This is a genomic window from Microvirga yunnanensis, from assembly GCF_025460875.1.
The window spans coordinates 1-18,440 of record NZ_JAMXFI010000010.1; the positions used below are offsets into that span (position 1 = coordinate 1).

General features: G+C 65.6%; 17 protein-coding genes. 5 read left to right on the top strand and 12 right to left on the bottom strand.

The annotated features are described in order from the left end of the window. Together NF876_RS07145 and NF876_RS07150 are read left to right on the top strand one after the other, a co-directional pair. Positions 1–1,073 (top strand): efflux RND transporter permease subunit (locus NF876_RS07145; RefSeq protein WP_262268115.1); only part of this gene is annotated, 1,073 nt, incomplete at its 5' end. A 96-nt stretch (positions 1,074–1,169) separates the two neighbouring features. Continuing rightward, a complete protein-coding gene (locus tag NF876_RS07150; RefSeq protein ID WP_262268116.1) occupies positions 1,170–2,420 on the top strand; it encodes an adenylate/guanylate cyclase domain-containing protein in 1,251 nt (416 codons plus the stop codon). 419 nt (positions 2,421–2,839) lie between these two features. Here NF876_RS07150 and NF876_RS07155 read toward each other — a convergent pair whose 3' ends face one another. From NF876_RS07155 to NF876_RS07195, 9 genes are all read right to left on the bottom strand, one after another. After that, entirely contained in the window at positions 2,840–3,865 is a 1,026-nt protein-coding gene (locus tag NF876_RS07155; protein ID WP_262268117.1) for a S1C family serine protease, read from the bottom strand. Between the two features lie 98 nt (positions 3,866–3,963). After that, positions 3,964–4,260 (bottom strand): response regulator transcription factor, encoded by a 297-nt coding sequence (locus NF876_RS43830; RefSeq protein WP_444939747.1) that lies wholly within the window; start codon positions 4,258–4,260, stop codon positions 3,964–3,966. Positions 4,261–4,540: 280 nt separating this feature from the next. Further along, entirely contained in the window at positions 4,541–5,455 is a 915-nt protein-coding gene (locus NF876_RS07165; RefSeq protein WP_262268118.1) for a S1C family serine protease, read from the bottom strand. 130 nt (positions 5,456–5,585) lie between these two features. Beyond that, positions 5,586–7,289 (bottom strand): ABC transporter substrate-binding protein, encoded by a 1,704-nt coding sequence (locus tag NF876_RS07170; protein ID WP_262268216.1) that lies wholly within the window; start codon positions 7,287–7,289, stop codon positions 5,586–5,588. Positions 7,290–7,443: 154 nt separating this feature from the next. Next, positions 7,444–7,725 carry a DUF2160 domain-containing protein gene (locus NF876_RS07175; protein WP_262268119.1) on the bottom strand — a complete coding sequence of 94 codons (282 nt, stop codon included), beginning with the start codon at positions 7,723–7,725 and terminating at the stop codon, positions 7,444–7,446. Between the two features lie 10 nt (positions 7,726–7,735). After that, positions 7,736–8,566, bottom strand: coding sequence for a carbohydrate ABC transporter permease (locus NF876_RS07180; protein ID WP_262268217.1), 831 nt, complete (start codon positions 8,564–8,566; stop codon positions 7,736–7,738). 50 nt (positions 8,567–8,616) lie between these two features. Beyond that, positions 8,617–9,513, bottom strand: coding sequence for a carbohydrate ABC transporter permease (locus tag NF876_RS07185; RefSeq protein ID WP_262268120.1), 897 nt, complete (start codon positions 9,511–9,513; stop codon positions 8,617–8,619). After that, positions 9,510–10,610 carry an ABC transporter ATP-binding protein gene (locus tag NF876_RS07190; protein WP_262268121.1) on the bottom strand — a complete coding sequence of 367 codons (1,101 nt, stop codon included), beginning with the start codon at positions 10,608–10,610 and terminating at the stop codon, positions 9,510–9,512. The genes NF876_RS07185 and NF876_RS07190 overlap by 4 nt, the downstream gene beginning before the upstream one ends. Before the next feature lie 10 nt (positions 10,611–10,620). Beyond that, positions 10,621–11,709, bottom strand: a complete 1,089-nt coding sequence (locus NF876_RS07195) for an ABC transporter ATP-binding protein (RefSeq protein ID WP_262268122.1) — start codon at positions 11,707–11,709, stop codon at positions 10,621–10,623. 418 nt (positions 11,710–12,127) lie between these two features. Here NF876_RS07195 and NF876_RS07200 point away from each other — a divergent pair, with 418 nt between their 5' ends. Continuing rightward, positions 12,128–12,916 (top strand): SDR family NAD(P)-dependent oxidoreductase, encoded by a 789-nt coding sequence (locus NF876_RS07200; RefSeq protein ID WP_262268123.1) that lies wholly within the window; start codon positions 12,128–12,130, stop codon positions 12,914–12,916. A gap of 108 nt (positions 12,917–13,024) precedes the next feature. Beyond that, positions 13,025–14,413 carry an FAD-binding oxidoreductase gene (locus NF876_RS07205; RefSeq protein ID WP_262268124.1) on the top strand — a complete coding sequence of 463 codons (1,389 nt, stop codon included), beginning with the start codon at positions 13,025–13,027 and terminating at the stop codon, positions 14,411–14,413. An 88-nt stretch (positions 14,414–14,501) separates the two neighbouring features. On the opposite strand, the gene NF876_RS07210 is transcribed toward NF876_RS07205, so the two are convergent. Further along, positions 14,502–15,083 (bottom strand): peroxidase-related enzyme, encoded by a 582-nt coding sequence (locus NF876_RS07210; protein WP_262268125.1) that lies wholly within the window; start codon positions 15,081–15,083, stop codon positions 14,502–14,504. A gap of 122 nt (positions 15,084–15,205) precedes the next feature. Between NF876_RS07210 and NF876_RS07215 the strand changes: the two genes are divergently transcribed. Continuing rightward, positions 15,206–16,006 (top strand): enoyl-CoA hydratase, encoded by an 801-nt coding sequence (locus NF876_RS07215; RefSeq protein WP_262268126.1) that lies wholly within the window; start codon positions 15,206–15,208, stop codon positions 16,004–16,006. Positions 16,007–16,021: 15 nt separating this feature from the next. Here NF876_RS07215 and NF876_RS07220 read toward each other — a convergent pair whose 3' ends face one another. Further along, the gene (locus NF876_RS07220) at positions 16,022–17,662 is read right to left on the bottom strand and encodes an acyl-CoA synthetase (RefSeq protein ID WP_262268127.1); all 1,641 of its coding nucleotides are present in this window, start codon (positions 17,660–17,662) and stop codon (positions 16,022–16,024) included. 86 nt (positions 17,663–17,748) lie between these two features. Continuing rightward, the gene (gene eda, locus NF876_RS07225) at positions 17,749–18,414 is read right to left on the bottom strand and encodes a bifunctional 4-hydroxy-2-oxoglutarate aldolase/2-dehydro-3-deoxy-phosphogluconate aldolase (RefSeq protein WP_262268128.1); all 666 of its coding nucleotides are present in this window, start codon (positions 18,412–18,414) and stop codon (positions 17,749–17,751) included. Positions 18,415–18,440 lie beyond the last annotated feature (26 nt).

Consider the following 18,440-nt stretch of genomic DNA (forward strand, 5'->3'; position numbering starts at 1 on the left):
CCTACCAGCTGATGGGGCAGGCGCGGCAGAACCCGAATCTGGCCGGCGTCTTCACCACCTTCTCGGCCAACTCGCCGCAGGTCTATCTGGAGATCGACCGGCAGAAGGCGAGCATCCTGAACGTGCCCATCCCGAACATCTTCGAAACGCTCCGCATCAATCTCGGCACGGCCTATGTCAACGACTTCAATGCCTTCGGCCGCGTCTATCAGGTTCGCGCGCAGGCGGACCAGCGCTTCCGGATCGACCAGGAGGACATCAACCGGCTGCGGGTCCGCTCGTCGACGGGCGCTCTCGTGCCGCTGGGCACGCTCGTCGAGATGCGGGAGGTCTCGGGCCCCGACCTGATCCAGCGCTACAACATGTTCACCTCGGTGGCCCTGCAGGGGAACGCCGCGCCCGGCGTCTCGTCGGGCGAGGCGCTCGACACCATGGAGTCGCTGATCCGGCAGAGTTTGTCACCCGGCATGGGCTTCGAGTGGACGGAACTGGCGTTCCAGGAGCGCCAGACCGGCAACACGGCGGTGTTCATCTTCGCCCTGTCGGTGCTGTTCGTGTTCCTCGTGCTCGCGGCGCAGTACGAAAGCTGGTCCCTGCCCATCGCGATCATCCTGATCGTCCCGATGGGCGTTCTCTCGGCGCTGATCGGCGTGATGATCCGGGGGCAGGACAACAACATCCTGACCCAGATCGGCCTCGTGGTTCTCGTCGGCCTCGCGGCGAAGAACGCCATCCTGATCGTGGAATTCGCCCGGCAGGCGGAGTTCGACGGCAAGACCCCCGTGGAGGCGGTCGTCGAAGCCTGCCGGCTCCGGCTGCGTCCGATCCTCATGACGGCGTTCGCGTTCATCCTGGGCGTTCTGCCTCTTGCCATCGCGACCGGGCCGGGAGCCGAGATGAGGCAGGCGCTGGGAACGGCCGTGTTCGCCGGCATGCTCGGCGTGACCGTGTTCGGACTGTTCCTGACGCCGGTCTTCTATGTGGCCGTGCGCACGGTGGTCCTGCGGATGTTCAAGCGCCGGGCCGAGAAGGCCGCTGCGGCGACGGGAGCTCGCCCGTCGCCGGCCGAATAGCTGGCGGGCACCCCATCGCTGAAGGGCGCCCGCCTTTGACCGGCCACCCGATGTGCTGTCATGGATGGCCGGCAGAATCGCCGTGAAAGGACCCCCATGGACTCAGCCGGGGCAGGAAGGATCGCGAAATGGGTCACCGAGGCCGGGCTGACCGGCATGTCGGAGCTCGAGCTCCTGAATGGCTTCTGCGATCGCCTGATCGCGGAAGGCATGCCCGTTTCGGGCGTGAACATCGTCATCGACACGCTGCACCCGATCCATGAGGGACGGGTGTTCCGCTGGCGTCGCGACGACCAGGAGGGCCTTGCCCCCGTCGTGGAATACGGCCGCACCAACGTGGAGGGGCAGGCCGCGGAGAACTGGCGCCGGAGCACCTATTATCACCTTCACGTCAGCGGCGAGGACTTCCTGCGGCGGCGCCTCGGGCCCGGTCATCCCGATGACTTCTCCATTCTCAAGGACCTGCGCGCCGAGGGCCAGACCGACTATCTCGCGCTGATCCATCGCTTCGCGGCGGAGGGCGCCATCGGCGAGATGGATTCGTTCTACTCGTCCTGGATGACCGATGCGCCGTCGGGCTTCAGCGACGATGAGATCACGTTTCTGCGCGAACTGGCGTCTCCCCTGATGCTCGCCATGAAATGCGCCTCGCTCGCGCGCATCGCCAAGACGCTCGTCGAGACCTATCTCGGCCGCGATGCGGGCCGGCTCGTCCTCAATGGCCGCATCGCCCGCGGCGTCACCGACCGGATCAAGGCCGTCCTGTGGTTCAGCGATCTGCATGGATCCACTCACATCACCGAGACGGCCGAGCCCGAGCAGATCATCCCGTTCCTGAACGATTATGCCGAGGCGATCATCTCCTCCATCTACGAGGCGGGCGGCGATGTGCTGAAGCTGATCGGAGATGGAACGCTCGCCATCTTCAGGGACGAGGATCCGAGCGACGCTTGCCGATGCGCTCTCAAGGCGGAGCGTCTGATGCAATCCAGGATTCGGGCTTTGAACGAAGAGCGACGGTCCTGCGGCCTGCCGGTCACGAGCGCCTATCTCGGCCTCCACATCGGCGAGGTCTTCTATGGCAACATCGGCAGCCAGGATCGCCTCGATTTCACCGTCGTGGGGCCGGCCGTGAACGAGGTCAGCCGGATCGGCGCCCTGTGCCGCTCCGTCGAGCGGGACGTCCTCGTGTCGTCGGCCTTCTTCTCGACCGCCGCCGAGGACGATCGGACATGTCTGGTGTCGGTCGGTCGCTACGCCCTGAGAGGCGTCGCCCGGCCGCAGGACCTGTTCACGCTCGACCCTTCCTGGCTGGAAGAGGCGGACCTTCAACCGGACAAGGACTAGCGCCTCGGACGTGAAGAGTGGACCCGGTTTTTCGCGTCGAACGGTGCGCCGCTCAAGGGGTTGAGCATCGGACAATCGGGATGGCCGACCATGACGGGGAGAGGGTGTCATCACCGGGCTCGTCCCGGTGATCCCGATGGCTTGAAGCGCCGCGCCTTTCCGATCGGGATGGCCGGCACAAGGCCGGCCATGACGTGGAAAGGTTGTGCGGTCCGGATGTGTAATTCTCACGTCATCACCGGTCTTGTCCCGGTGAACGCGATCGGAAGACGGCCGAGCGCATCCTGCGGACGAAAGCGGGCCGCGATCAACGATGCGCCGGCCAAGAGTGGAGCATCGGATCCGATCCCGGATCTGGGTCCACTCTTCCCGTCCGAGGCTCTAGGCAGTCGGTCTCCGCTTGAGACCCCTGATCGGGGTCACTCCGGACGAGCGGCTTTGGTCCTGCGTTCCACCGGCGTGATCGTCACGGTGTGCATTTCGCCCTTCTTGAGAAGGACGAGCTCGACGACGCGCCCGATCCGCTCGCCGTTCAGCAGGCGCACGAGATCGTCGACGCCGCCGACCGGCTCCCCGTCCAGGGAGAGGATCACGTCTCCCTGTTCGAGATGCGCCTTCTCCGCAGGGCTGCCCGGTTCCACGGCCGCGATCACGACGCCGAACGTTCCCGCCAGCCCGGCCGCATAGCTGACGCGCCGTGGGACCGGCACCGTCTGTCCGGCGATGCCGATCGAGGCTCGCCGGACACGCCCGTGGCGGATCAGCTCCGACACGACGAAGCTTGCCGTGTTGCTCGCGACGGCAAAGCAGATGCCCTGCGCACCCATGATGACGGCGGTGTTGATGCCGATCACCTCGCCGGTGCTCGCGACCAGCGGCCCGCCGGAATTGCCCGGGTTCAGGGCGGCATCCGTCTGGATCACGTCGTCGATGAGGCGCCCGGACTTGGCCCTCAGGCTTCGTCCGAGAGCCGAGACGACCCCGGCCGTCACGGTCGACTCGAATCCGAGCGGATTGCCGATGGCGATCGCGATCTGGCCGCGCTTCAGGCGCTTGGAATCGCCCAGGGTGGCGAAGGGCAGCCGGTCGGCGTCGGCGCGCAGCAGGGCCAGATCCGTGTCCGGATCATCGCCGATGACCCGCGCCGCGATGGTGCGTCCGTCCGAACCGGTGAGCTGCGCCTCCCGGGCGCCCTGCATGACGTGGCTGTTGGTGAGCAGAAGCCCGTCGGGCGAGATGAAGACGCCGGACCCCATCCCGGCCGTTCGGCCCGAGACCTGCGGCTCGACCCGCACGACCGCGGGACCGATGCGGTCCACGACGCCGGTGACGGCATGGGAGTAGGAGTCAAGCAGCACCGCATCGTTCCGGTCATCGGAGGTCGATGACGAGGCTGAAGCTGAACTCTGGGGATGAAGGAGAAAGGTTGGAGTGCGATCGAGCATGGAGCCCTCCAGGGATAACGCTATTTCACATCATGTGGTGATGCGCGGCGCGGGAACCAAGAGCCTGAGCAGATCGCCAAGGATGACAGGATCAATCCTCACAGGAGGATGAGGCCGAGACGGACGGCCTGCGCGACGGCGTCCGTCCGTCCCGTCGCGTCGAGCTTCGCGGCGATCGAGGCGACGTGGAACTTCGCGGTGTGGAACGAGATCCCGAGCCTGCGGGCGATCAGCTTGTTCGAGGCGCCTTCCGCCAGGAGGCGCAGGACTTCGAGCTCCCGCGCCGTGAGCAGATCGTCCCGCGGGGGATCGGTCGGGACCGGCGGAGCTGGATCCTGCCCGCTTCCGGCGGCGCCGCGCGGCATGATGACGAAGCCGCGGCTGACCGCCTCCATGGCGAGCCGGAGATCCGGGGCGGTGACATCCCGCGGGAGAATTCCGCCCACGCCGGCCCTGATCGCCGCGGATCCCTGCGGTGCGTCGCTCAGGACGATCGCCGGAATCGGTCCGGGCGAGGGCCAACGATCGGTGATCACCACGTCGGGCCCTGCGTGGGGCAGGGTGTCGATGTCGGCGTCGTCCGCCAGGATCGTGGCGATGCGGTCGAGGAGGGCCGCATCGTCGATGTGAAGAGCCACCTTGCGCAAAGTCTCACCCCATCGGCGCCGGCGCCTATCAAGGCTTCGGACGCTCCCTGACCTCGATGGCAAGGGTCATATGTTCACCCGTCCTCACGATTCCCAGGTCGACCGACCGGCCTACGCTTTCAGGGCCGAGAAGCCGGTAGATGTCGCGGACGGACGGCACGGGGTCGGCGTTCCACCGTGTGAGGATGTCGCCCTGGCGGATTCCCGCCTTCTGTCCAGGGCCGTCCTGATCCACGCTGATCACGATCAGGCCGCGGGGCTGCGCGAGCCCGGCCGCATCGGCGGCCGCCTGGTCGAGGCGGACCGGCTGGAGCCCGAGGCCGAGATAGCCGCGGGCCACATGGCCCTTCTCGAGAAGCTGCGGGGCCACCCGCCCGATGGTTTCCGACGGGATGACGAGAACGCGCCCACGGGGGCCCAGCACGGTCATGCCCAGGATCCGCCCGCCCGTGTCCAGGGCGACGCCGCCTTCCGATTGAAGGTCGAGCCTGAGATCCAGATGGATCCTGCGGTCGATATGCCCGCCGCGCAGGCTTCGCCAGGGACCGCCCGCGAGGGCCACGATCCCCATGGCGGCGCTCAGACCGTCCGCCTGGCGCCCGGCGGCGAAAATGAGATGACCTGGCCGCAGCCGGTCGGTCGGATCGAGCGCCATGTCGGCCAGAGGCTGCTCCTCGACCCGGAGAAGGGCGATGTCCGTGCTCGGGTCTCGTCCGACAAGGCTCGCGGAGACCCGGCTTCCATCCGGTCGCGTGACCTGGATATCCTCGTCGGCTTCCAGCGCCTCATCCGCGGTGATCACGAGGCCGGGGCGCCAGATGAAGCCGGTCGATGTTCCTCGCCTGCGGCCATGGATCGTCACGAGCCGGGGAGCGATACCATCGAGCAGGTCGGCGGTACGATCCGAGAACGTTCCAAGCGAAAAGCCGGCGGGATCTGGCATGACAAGCCTCCTCGGTCATCGTCGTGACGATCCTGCCGGCAATCGGCAGTCTTCGATACTGACCGGGAGGCTAGGTGCGCCGGTGGCCGCGAAAGAAGAGGCCCCGCCTTAGAGGCGGGGCCGGCCTTCGTCAGCTGCGCTTCGGCGGCGAGGCGGGCCAGCTCTTGATGAGCGTGTCGTAATCGACCGTTTCGCCCTTCGGCTTTTCGTTGGCGAGCTTGGGCTGCGGCGCGATCGTGCCGGCAGCGGCGGCCTTCTTGATCCAATCCTCGGCCGAGGTCTTCGGGTTCAGCTTGGGACCGCACTCACCCTGGACATTGGCGCGCTCGAGACGTCCGAGTACTTCGTCCTGTGCTGCCGCCAGAGAATCCATGGCCTGCTGCGGGGTCTTCGCGCCCGAGGCCGCATCGCCGATGTTTTGCCACCAGAGCTGTGCGAGCTTCGGATAATCCGGCACGTTGTTCCCGGTCGGGGTCCATTGCACGCGCGCCGGCGAGCGGTAGAACTCGACCAACCCGCCGAGCTTCGGCGCCCGCTCGGTGAAGCTCTTATCCCAGATGTCACTCTCGCGGATGAAGGTGAGGCCCACATGGCTCTTCTTCAGCGAGACCGTCTTCGAGGTGACGAACTGCGCATAGAGCCAAGCCGCCTTGCGGCGGTCGACCGGCGTGGACTTCAGGAGCGTCCAGGAGCCTGCATCCTGGTAGCCGAGCTTCATGCCGTCCTTCCAGTACGAGCCGTGCGGCGAGGGCGCCATGCGCCATTTCGGCGTGCCGTCCGCGTTCACGACAGGAAGTCCGGGCTTCACCATGTCGGCGGTGAAGGCCGTGTACCAGAAGATCTGCTGGGCGATGTTGCCCTGTGCCGGAACCGGTCCCGATTCGGAGAAGTTCATGCCCTGTGCCTGCGGCGGAGCATATTTCTTCATCCAGTCGAGATATTTCGTGATCGAGTAGACGGCAGCCGCGCCGTTGGTGTCGCCGCCGCGCTCGACCGATGAGCCGACAGGACGGCAGCCTTCCATGCGGATGCCCCACTCGTCGACCGGCAGACCGTTCGGGATCCCCTTGTCGCCGTTGCCGGCCATGGAGAGCCAGGCGTCGGTGAAGCGCCAGCCGAGCGAAGGATCCTTGCGGCCGTAATCCATGTGGCCGTAGACCTTGACGCCGTCGACCTCCTTCACGTCGTTGGTGAAGAACTCGGCGATATCCTCGTAGGCCGACCAGTTCACCGGGACGCCGAGATCGTAGCCGTATTTGGCTTTGAACTTCTCCTTGAACTCCGGACGCTGGAACCAATCGTAGCGGAACCAGTACACGTTGGCGAATTGCTGATCCGGCAACTGATACATCTTGCCGTCCGGCGCCGTTGTAAACGACTTGCCGATGAAGTCGTTGATGTCGAGTGTCGGTGAAGTGACGTCCTTGCCTTCGCCCGCCATCCAGTCGTCGAGCGGGATGGCCTGCTTGTAGCGGAAATGGGTTCCGATGAGGTCGGAATCGTTGACCCACGCGTCGTAGATGTTGCGGCCCGACTGCATCTGCGTCTGGATTTTCTCCACCACGTCGCCTTCCTGGATCAGGTCGTGGGTGAGCTTGATGCCGGTGATCTCGGAGAAGGCTTTGGCCAGGGTCCTGGCCTCGTATTCATGCGTGGTGATGGTCTCGGACACCACGTTGATTTCCTGACCGACGAAGGCCTTGGCCGCGTTCACGAACCATTCCATCTCCTTCAACTGCTCGTCCTTGGAGAGAGTCGATGGCTGGAATTCGCTGTCGATCCAGCGGCGGGCTTCTTCCATTCCCGCGAGGGCAGCGCTCGTGCCGAGCGCCATGGCCAGCACGCTCGTCGAGATGAACAGTTTCAGGTGCCGGTGAGATTGAGTGACTTTCATTCGTTCCTCCCAGTGAATGCCCTGGCCGGCTTGTGCGCTGGTCTTGTTCCCTCCGGTCCGGGCAAACCGGAGGACATTCTTGAGCCGTTCCCTTCTAGACGTAGCGAAACACGGCGGCTGCGTAGAGCAGGGAAAGGCCGGAGGCCCACCACAGGTCCGGGCCGACGAAGCCCAGCCAGGCGAGGTGGATGAAGGCCGCACCAAGGAGCGAGATGAAGAGGCGGTCGCCCCGGGTCGTCGGGATGCGCAGGACGCCGACACGTTCCGTCTCCGGACGGTAGATCGCCAGCGCGGTCATGACGAGCAGAAGGCTTGCGATGGCCGCGAAGAAAAGGCCGGTCTGCCATGTCCAGGCCATCCAGGCGAGATCGGGCATGAAAGACTCCTCAGACCCGGCCCAGGGCGAAGCCCTTGGCGATGTAGTTGCGGACGAACCAGATCACGAGGGCGCCTGGCACGATGGTGAGCACGCCGGCGGCGGCGAGCAGCCCCCAGTCCATGCCGGCGGCCGAAATGGTCCGCGTCATGGTAGCGGCGATGGGCTTGGCGTTGACCGACGTGAGCGTGCGGGCCAGCAGCAGCTCGACCCATGAGAACATGAAGCAGAAGAAGGCCGCGACCCCGATGCCGGAGGCGATCAAGGGCATGAAGATCTTCAGGAAGAACCTGGGAAAGGAGTACCCGTCGATGGCGGCCGTCTCGTCGATCTCGCGCGGCACGCCGGACATGAACCCCTCCAGGATCCACACGGCCAGGGGCACGTTGAACAGGCAATGGGCCAGAGCGACGGCCCAGGGCGTGTCGAAGAGGCCGATGGCCGAGTAAAGGTTGAAGAACGGCAGGGCGAAGACCGCCGGCGGTGCCATGCGGTTGGTCAGAAGCCAGAAGAACAGGTGCTTGTCGCCGAGGAACCTGTAGCGCGAGAAGGCGTAGGCCGCCGGAAGCGCGAAGGAGATCGACAGCACCGTGTTGATCACGACATAGGTCAGCGAATTGATGTACCCCGAGTACCAGCTCGCGTCGGTGAAGATCTTGACGTAGTTGTCGAAGGTGATCTCCCGCGGCCAGAGCGTGAGACCGGACGTGATCTCCATGTTCGTCTTCAGGCTCATGTTGAGAAGCCAGTAGATCGGCAGCATCAGGAACACGAGATAGAGGGTCATCACCACGACACGGCCGCTGACGCGCGGACCGGACAGGGCGCGGTTGGCCGCCATGGGCGCTGCAATCGGTTTCGTCTCGGAGGCGCCGACGGCCATGGTTCCGGTCATGCTTCGACCCTCTCGCGTTCGGCGTCCACGTTGGTCATGACGGTGTAGAAGAGCCAGCAGATGGCCAGGATGATCAGGTTGTAGACCAGCGACATGGCGGCCGCCTTGCCGAGATCGAACTGGCCGAGCGCCAGCTTCACCAGATCGATGGACAGGAACGTGGTGGCATTGCCCGGACCGCCGCCGGTGATCACGAAGGGCTCCGTGTAGATCATGAACGAATCCATGAAGCGCAGCAGCACCGCGATCAGCAGCACCCGCCGCATCTTGGGCAGCTGGATCGTGCGGAAGATCGCCCAGCGCGAGGCGCCATCGATCCGGGCCGCCTGATAATAAGCGTCCGGGATCGATTTCAGCCCGGCATAGCAGAGAAGAGCGACGAGGCTCGTCCAATGCCACACGTCCATGACCACGAGGGTGACCCAGGCATCGAGGGAGTCGTTCGTATAATTGTAGTCGATGCCCAGGTGATTGACGATCCAGCCGAGCAGGCCGATGTCGCTCCGGGCGAAGACCTGCCAGATCGTGCCGACCACGTTCCACGGGATCAGAAGCGGCAGGGCCATGAGAACGAGGCAGAGGGCCACCGGCCAGCCTTCCCTCGGCATGGAGAGCGCCACCGCGATGCCGAGCGGGACCTCGATCATGAGGATGATCGCCGAGAAGAGGAGCGTCCGCCACAAGGCGTCGAAGAATCGTCCACCGAGCTCCGTCGACGGATCGAGCAGTTCCTGGAACCAACCGATCCCGTTCCAGAAGAACTGGTTGTTGCCGAAGGTGTCCTGGACCGAGTAGTTCACCACGGTCATGAGCGGCAGGACGGCCGAGAAGGCCACGATGGCGAAAACTGGCAGAACGAAGAGCCAAGCCCTGTTGTTGACGGTCTTCGTCATGCCCTGTGTCCTCCGATCGGCTCGCCCGAGACGAGATGCCCGTCGGCATAGATGTGGATGTGGCGTGGATCGAGCGCGAGCGCAGCCTCGCTCCCTTCGATGGAAAGACCTTCGGGAACGCTGGCGGCCAGGGGCCGTCCGCTCATCTCGACCCGGGCGATGCGGGCGCGGCCGATATCGTCGATGCGTCGGACTTGGACCGGCAGCCCCGATCCTTTCTGCTGGAGCCGCACGAATTCAGGCCGGATCCCGAGCTCGATCCGCTCTCCGCCCGAGGGAACGCGGTAGATCCGCTGCAGGTCGATGGTCTGATCGCCGATGACGGCGGTGGCGCCTTCGACCCTGCAGGGCAGGATGTTCATGCCCGGCGACCCGATGAAATGGCCCACGAAAGTGTGCGCCGGACGCTCGAACAGCTCGTCGGGCGTCCCGGTCTGCACCACCGCGCCGTCGTGCATGACCACGACCTTGTCGGCGAAGGTGAGCGCCTCGGTCTGATCGTGCGTGACGTAGATCATCGTGATGTCGAGGGCGCGGTGAATCTCCTTCAAGGTGGAGCGCAGCTGCCATTTCAGATGCGGATCGATCACGGTGAGCGGTTCGTCGAACAGGATCGCCGCCACGTCGGGGCGGACCAGGCCGCGCCCGAGGGAGATCTTCTGCTTCATATCCGCCGTGAGGTTGCTGGCCTTGCGGTCGAGCACGCGGGTGAGGTCGAGAAGCCGTGCGATCTCCTCCACCCGCTGCGCTGTCCTGTCGCGCGGCACGCGCCGGTTCTTGAGCGGAAAAGCCAGGTTCTCCCGCACGCTCATCGTGTCGTAGACCACGGGGAACTGGAACACCTGGGCGATGTTGCGCGCTTCCGTCGGGAGATCCGTCACATCGAGGTCGTCGAAGAGGACGCGCCCGCGCGTAGGGCGCACCAGGCCGGAAATGATGTTGAGCAGGGTGGTCTTGCCGCAGCCCGAGGGGCCCAGCAGCGCGTAGGCGCCGCCCTGGCTCCACACATGGTTGATCTCCTTGAGCGCGTAATCATCCGGCGTCCGGGGATCGGCCTTGTAGGCATGGGCGAGATGATCGAGGGTGATGCGGGCCATCCGGCTCTCCTCACGCCGCCTTCTGAGCGGAATCGGCAGCGGCGAGACGGCCCTCCGCATCGAACAGGAACAGATGTTTCGGATCGATATAGGCCGTGACGGCCGATTTCGGCTCCAGCCGCCGCACGCCTGGGACCAGCGCGATGAGCCGGTGCTCCCGGGCATCGAAATGGACGTAGCTTTCCGAACCGGTGATCTCGGACACGGACACCACGGCCGGAATCGTGATCTCGTCCGTCCCGGCGGGCTCCAGGCCGAGGTGATGGGCCCGAAAGCCGATCGTATAATCCCCGTCGGGAACCATCGCGAGAGGGCCGCTGGCCCGGATCTCTCCGCCGGTGCTCAGGGTCGCGCTGCCACCGGTTCTGCGGACTTTCAGGGTGTTGAGCGGCGGGTCGGAGAAGACCCGGGCGGTGGTCAGATCGTGGGGGCGTCGATAGACCTGCGGCGTCGGGCCGAACTGGGTGACCCGCCCTTCGAACAGGGTCGCCGTGTTGCCGCCAAGGAGAAGGGCTTCGGACGGCTCCGTCGTGGCATAGACGAAAATCGCCCCCGAGGCCGCGAAGACCCGCGGCAGCTCCTCGCGCAGTTCTTCCCTGAGCTTGTAATCGAGGTTGGCCAGCGGCTCGTCGAGCAGGACGAGATCCGCCCCCTTGACGAGGGCCCGGGCGATCGCGGTGCGCTGCTGCTGGCCGCCGGAGAGGTTCAAGGGCTTGCGGTCGAGATAAGGGTCGAGCTTCAGGAGTCTGGCGGCATCGCGCACACGGGCGTCGATCTCGCTCTTCGGCAACCCGGACACACGCAGGGGCGAGGCGATGTTTTCGTAAACATTGAGCGAGGGGTAGTTGATGAACTGCTGGTACACCATGGCCACGCTGCGACGCTGGACGGGCCAGCCGGTCACGTCCTGCCCGTCGACGAGAATCCGGCCGCTTGTCGGCGCGTCGAGACCGGCCATGAGGCGCATGAGCGACGTCTTGCCGGCCAGGGTGGCTCCGAGCAGGACGTTGAGGGATCCGCGCTCCAGGGTCAGGCGGACATTGTCCACATGAACCGCTGCCCCGACCTTCTTAGAAACGTCTTCGAGGGCAAGAGTCATCGGCCGCATCCCCGGGGTCGGACCAGGCCGGCAGTCGAGACAGAATGCATCGTCATGTTCGTGGCGCCAGTTCCCGCCACGTTACGGGCCATGCCGCGTCCGTATGCGCTACCACTCACCGCGACGCCGCACGTCGCCGATTCTTGCGGACTCAAGAGCGCTTCTCCCGGCTGCAGACCCGTCGGGGCCTGAGCTTTCTTATGTCGTTATGGTGAAGGTATCTTGCCCCCAGGGCGAAAGCAACTGTTCGGGACCGGCGCGACACTGGTCTTCGACTGGACTGAGCGGGCACGGTGCCGCTGCCTGCCGGACGAATATTGAACTGAAGCGCGCTTCACGAGTTCAAGCACCACATGCCGGTTTCGCCTTCCCCTTCACCCATCGCCGGCTCACCCCGATTGCCCGTTGGGAGCATACCATGTCTGACACTGCAAAGCCTCTTGCCATCGTGACCGGGGCCTCTTCCGGCATCGGCTATGAACTCGCGAAACTCTGCGCCCAGAACGGCTACGATCTGCTGATCGCCGCCGATCAGGCGGCGATCCACGAGGCAGCCGAGGAATTCCGGACGCTCGGAGCCGATGTCGAGGCGGTCGAGACCGATCTTGCCACCCTCGAGGGGGTCGACAAGCTCTATGCGGCGGCCAAAGGCAGGTCCGTCGCAGCGCTCCTGGCCAATGCCGGACACGGGCTCGGCCATGCTTTCCTCGATCAGGATTTTCGGGATGCCCGTCATGTGATCGACACCAACATCACCGGCACGCTGTATCTGATTCAGAATGTCGGCCGGGACATGCGCGCCAGGAACGAGGGGCGGATCCTCATCACCGGCTCGATCGCCGGATTCATGCCGGGCACGTTCCAGGCCGTCTACAACGGCACGAAGGCCTTCATCGACTCGTTCTCCTTTGCGCTCCGGAACGAGCTGAAGGACACCAACATCACGGTGACCTGCCTCATGCCCGGCGCTACCGAGACCGAATTCTTCGAGCGGGCCGGCATGGAGGATACCAAGGTCGGCCAGGACAAGAAGGACGACCCCGCCTTCGTGGCGAAGGTCGGGTTCGACGCCATGCTGAACGGCGAGGGCGACGTGGTCAGCGGATGGAAGAACAAGTTCACCACCATCCTGGCCAACGTGACGCCGGCCGGCATGCTCGCCGAACAGCACCGCAAGATGGCCGAGCCGGGCTCGGGCAAGCGCTGACTGAAACTTTGCTGCGCGTCCTTGCCGACGAGTCCCTCGCGGATGCCGCGTTGACGATCGCCTGCTGATCGGTCAGGAGCGATGGTCGAAACCGTGAGGGATTGTCCGATGACCCAGCCGATGGATCTGCCGCAGCGCTTGACGAGCTTTCTCGGCCCTTCGGCCGTCATCGCCGAAGGGCCCGATCTCGAGCCTTACGCGGTCGACTGGCGCAGGCTCTTCCCGGGGCGGCCGGCCTGCGTCGTCCGCCCGGCCTCGACCGATCAGGTCGCCCAGGTCGTGCGGATCTGCCGCGAGGCCGGTGCGGCCGTGGTCCCGCAGGGCGGCAATACGGGGCTGGCCGGCGGCGCGGTGCCGGATGCGTCCGGCACCCAGGTCGTCCTGTCCTTCAACCGCATGGCGGCCATCCGCAGCGTCGACCCTGTCGGCCTGACCATCGAGGCCGAATCCGGCTGCATCCTCAAGGTGGCCCAGGATGCCGCGGCCGCGGCCGGGCGCCTGCTGCCGATCAGCCTTGCGGCGGAAGGCTCCGCCACCATCGGCGGCGTGGTGGCGGCCAATGCGGGCGGCGTGAACGTCCTGCGCTACGGCATGACCCGGAGCCTGGTGCTCGGTCTCGAAGTGGTCCTGTCGGACGGAACCGTCATCAACGGCCTGCGGAAGCTGCGCAAGGACAATGCGGGCTACGACTGGAAGCAGCTCTTCATCGGCAGCGAGGGCACCCTCGGGATCGTCACGGCCGCCGTCCTGCGGCTTCTGCCGCGGCCCAAGCACTCGGTGACCGCCTTGCTCTCGGTGAGCGACCCGGCAGCAGCCCTCCGGCTGCTCGAGCTCGCCCAGGACGAGCTCGGCGATCAGGTCTCGGCCTTCGAGCTGATCTCCGCAACGTCCATGCAGCTCGTCGCCAAGCATGCCGGCCTGAGGGCCCCCATTGCCGAAGGCGAGTGGTTCGTGCTGATCGAGGCGGCCTCCAGCCTCTCGGGCTTGCGGGAGGCGGCGGAGGCGATGCTGGGCTCGGCCTTCGAGCAGGAGCTCGCTCTCGATGGCGTCATTGCCGAGTCCGGCGCCCAGGCGGCCCAGCTCTGGGCCCTGCGCGAGCATGTGACGGAATCCGAGGCCCGGGAAGGCAAGAGCGTCAAGCACGATGTCTCGGTGCCCTTGACCGAGGTTCCGCGCTTTCTCACGGAGGCCGGCGAGGCGCTGGCCGCCGGAGCCCCGGGCACCCGGGTGAACGCGTTCGGTCACCTGGGCGACGGCAATATCCACTACAACGTGCTCGTGGATGCGGACCATGACGCTTCCGTGGTGAACCGCATCGTGCACGACGTGGTCGCGGCTTTCGGCGGCAGCATCTCGGCGGAGCACGGGATCGGGCAATACCGAGTGGGCGAGCTGGCGCGCTACCGCGCGCCCTCCGAGATGGAGCTCGCCCGCAGGCTCAAGCACGCCCTCGACCCCGACAACCGCCTCAACCCGGGCAAGGTGCTCCTGGCCTAGAGCATTTTTCGGCGAAGTGGATCCGGTTCGCCGTCAAAAATGCGGCACAGCAAAGAAGAGAGGTGATTCCACGCCAGTGGAAACAGCTCTAGGAAGCCAAGCCTCGGCCGAGCGCATAGAACTCGTCGTTCGGCCGCATGCTGGTGACGTTGGCGAGACGGTTCGACATGGCGAAGAACGCCGCAATCGCCGCGATGTCCCAGACGTCGTCCTCCGTAAAGCCGTGGGCGTTCAGCGACGCGATGTCCGCATCGCCGACGGAATAGGCCTCGAGAGCCACCTTCATGGCGAAATCGAGCATCGCCTTCTGCCGGGGCGTGATGTCGGCCTTGCGGTAGTTGATCGCGATCTGGTCGGCGATCAGCGGGTTCTTGGCCCGGATCCGCAGGATCGCTCCGTGGGCGACGACGCAATACTGGCACTGGTTGGCATTGCTCGTCGCCACCACGATCATCTCGCGTTCGGCCTTTGTGAGACCGCCGGGCTTCTCCATCAGGGCGTCGTGGTAGGCGAAGAACGCGCGGAACTCGTCCGGGCGATGGGCCAGCACCAGGAACACGTTCGGCACGAAGCCCGACTTCTCCTGAACCGCGAGAATGCGCGTGCGGATGTCCTCCGGCAGGCCGGAGATCTCCGGCACGGGAAAGCGGCTGATCGACGGCTTGTTCACGAGAAACACCTCTTCTGTCGGACCCCTGGGGCGACGTTTCCCAAGGGCCGTATTGCCAGATCGAGCTTATTCGGGTTGGATCCTGCGAACAACGAGGAAGAAGCCGTCCGGAGGACAGGCCCATGGATGCCCACAACGCTCTTGCCGAGGACAAGGTTCTGCTTCGCGAGGATCGCGACGGCGTGGCGACGCTCACCCTCAACCGCCCGGCCCAATTCAATGCCCTGTCCGAGGAGATGCTGTCGGCCCTCGAACGAGCGCTCGCCGGTCTCAAGGAGGACGACGCCGTTCGCTGCGTGGTTCTCGCCGCCGCCGGCCGGGCGTTCTGCGCCGGGCACGATCTCAAGCAGATGCGGGCCAATCCACGGCAGGACTATTATGAAAGGCTGTTCGCACAATGCAGCCGGGTCATGCAGGGCATCGTGAGCCTGCCGGTTCCGGTGATCGCCCGGGTTCACGGCATGGCCACCGCCGCGGGATGCCAGCTCGTGGCGTCCTGCGATCTGGCCGTTGCGGCGGACAGTGCCACCTTCGCCGTATCCGGCATCAATGTGGGGCTGTTCTGCTCCACCCCGGCCGTGGCGCTCTCCCGCAATGTCTCGCCCAAGCAGGCGTTCGACATGCTGGTGACGGGACGCTTCATCTCATCCGCTGAGGCGCTGGCTTTCGGTCTCGTCAACCGCGTAGCGCCGGATGGGGAACTCGACCGGGCGGTGGCCGCGCTGACGGCGGAGATCTGCGCAAAAAGTCCGGTGGCGATCCGCACCGGCAAGGCCATGTTCGGCCGCCAGCGCTCCATGAGCCTGGAAGAGGCTTATGCCTATGCGGGCCATGTCATGGCCTGCAACATGATGGCGGAGGATGCCGCCGAGGGCATCGATGCCTTCATCGGGAAGCGCAAGCCGGAGTGGAAGGGGCGCTGATCGAGCGCTCTTTCGTCAAGCCCCGGCCCTGTGGGCCCGTGCCATCTCGCGCAGCTGGAATTTCTGGATCTTGCCCGTGGATGTTTTCGGGAGTTCCGTGAAGATGACCGTGCGCGGGCATTTGTAGGACGCGAGCTGCTGCCGGCACCAGGCGATGATGTCGTCGGCGGATGCCGACTGATCCGGCTTCAGCTCCACGAAGGCGCAGGGCGTCTCGCCCCACTTCTCGTCCGGCATCGCCACGACGGCCGCCGCCTGGATGGCCGGATGCTTGTAGAGGGCGTCCTCCACTTCGATGGAGGAGATGTTCTCGCCGCCGGAGATGATGATGTCCTTGGAGCGGTCCTTGAGCTGCACATAGCCGTCGGGATACTTGACCCCGAGATCCCCCGAATGGAACCAGCCGCCTTCGAAGGCCTTGGCCGTTCCGGCCGGGTTCTTGAGATAGCCCTTCATGACAACGTTGCCGCGGAACATGACCTCGCCGAGGGATTTTCCATCGGCGGGCACCGGCTGCATGGTGTCCGGATCGAGCACGTCGAGATCCTCCAGCACGGGGTAGCGCACACCCTGCCGGGCCTTCTTCGCAGCATAACTGCCCGGGTCGAGCGCATTCCATTCCTCATGCCATTCGTTGACCACCGCCGGGCCGTAGACCTCCGTCAGGCCGTAGAGATGCGTCACGTCGAAGCCGGCCGCCTTCATCGCGGCGAGCACCGCTTCCGGCGGCGGCGCAGCGGCCGTCATGAATTTGACCGTATGGGGCAGGGGCCGCTTTTCCGATCCCGGGGCATTGAGCAATGTCGACATGACGATGGGCGCGCCACACAGATGCGTGACCTTCCGATCAGCCAGCGCCTCATACATGGGCTTCGCCCGGACGGCCCGCAGGCAGACATGGGTTCCCGCGACGATCGAGAGCGACCAGGGAAAGCACCAGCCGTTGCAGTGAAACATGGGAAGCGTCCACAGGTAGACGGGATGCTGCCCCATCCCGGCGGTGAGGATGTTGCCCATGGCGAGCAGGTAGGCGCCGCGATGGTGATAGACCACGCCCTTGGGATCGCCCGTGGTGCCGGAGGTATAGTTCAAGGTGATGGCGTCCCATTCGTCTCGCGGCGGGCTCCAGGCGAAATCGGGATCGCCCTCGGTCAGGAACTCCTCGTATTCCGTGGATCCCAGCCGCTCGCCGGGACCGGTGAATTCCGGATCGTCGTAGTCGATGACGAGGGGGGTGGCGGAGGTCAGTTCGAGGGCGGCCCTGATGGTGGCCGAGAACTCCCGGTCGGTGATCAGCACCTTGGCCTCGCTGTGCTCCAGGCAGAAGGCGATGACCTTGGCGTCGAGCCGGGTATTCAGCGTGTTGAGCACCGCGCCGGCCATGGGCACGCCATAATGGCACTCGAGCATGGCGGGCGTGTTGGGGAGCATGACCGAGACGGTGTCGCCACGCCCGATTCCGCGCCGGGCAAGGGCGGAGCCGAGACGCCGGGAGCGCGCATAGAAGTCGCGATAGTTGCGCGTCAGGGGGCCATGGACGAGAGCCGTGCGGTCCGGGTGGACGACGGCGGCGCGCTCCAGGAACGAGAGCGGCGTCAGAGGCTGGTAATTCGCCTGGTTCTTGTCGAGGTTCGTGTCGTAGATCGTCGAAGCCACTGTCGTTCCTCCCCTGGCGACGAGTATCGCCAGAGGCGGGGATGCTGACAACCCTCCGAGAGGTCAGCCGCCAAGCCGCAATGCGGTCAATCCTTCACGGACATGACGGCGCGCTGCGCCTTCGCGGTGATCTCGCCCCAGGCCTGGGCGCGAATGTCGGAGGTCTGGCAAACCCAAGACCCTCCCACGGCCACCACGTTCGAAAGGGCAAGCCAGTCCCGGGCGTTCTTCTCGTCGATGCCCCCCGTCGGGCAGAACCGCGCCTGCGGGAAGGGACCCGCGAGGGCCTTCAAGGCAGGAATGCCGCCGGCTGCAACGGCCGGGAAGAATTTGACGACCGGGAAACCATGGGCGAGAGCCGCCATGAGTTCGGACGCGGTCGCGATCCCCGGAATGAACGGCAATTCGCTCCCGCTCGCGGCTTCGAGCAGGTCGGGTGTGGCGCCGGGGCTCAAGGCGTAGCGGGCCCCGAGGGCCTGAGCACGCTCCAGATCCTTCGGCGTCAGAACGGTCCCGATGCCGACGATCGCCTCGGGCACATCCTGGATGATGGCCGCCGCGGAATCCGCGGCGGCAGGCGTCCGCAGGGTGATCTCCAGCAGGCGCAACCCGCCGGCAACGAGGGCTCGGGCGAGAGGAACCGCATCCTCCACGCGGTCCAGGGTGATGACCGGGACGATAGGGCCGGCGCGGAGGATGTCGGCCAGCGTCCTGCTGCGGGCGGCGGCGAGATCCTTCAGGTCTTGAGGCATGGCAGGAACTCCTTGAATGGCATCGA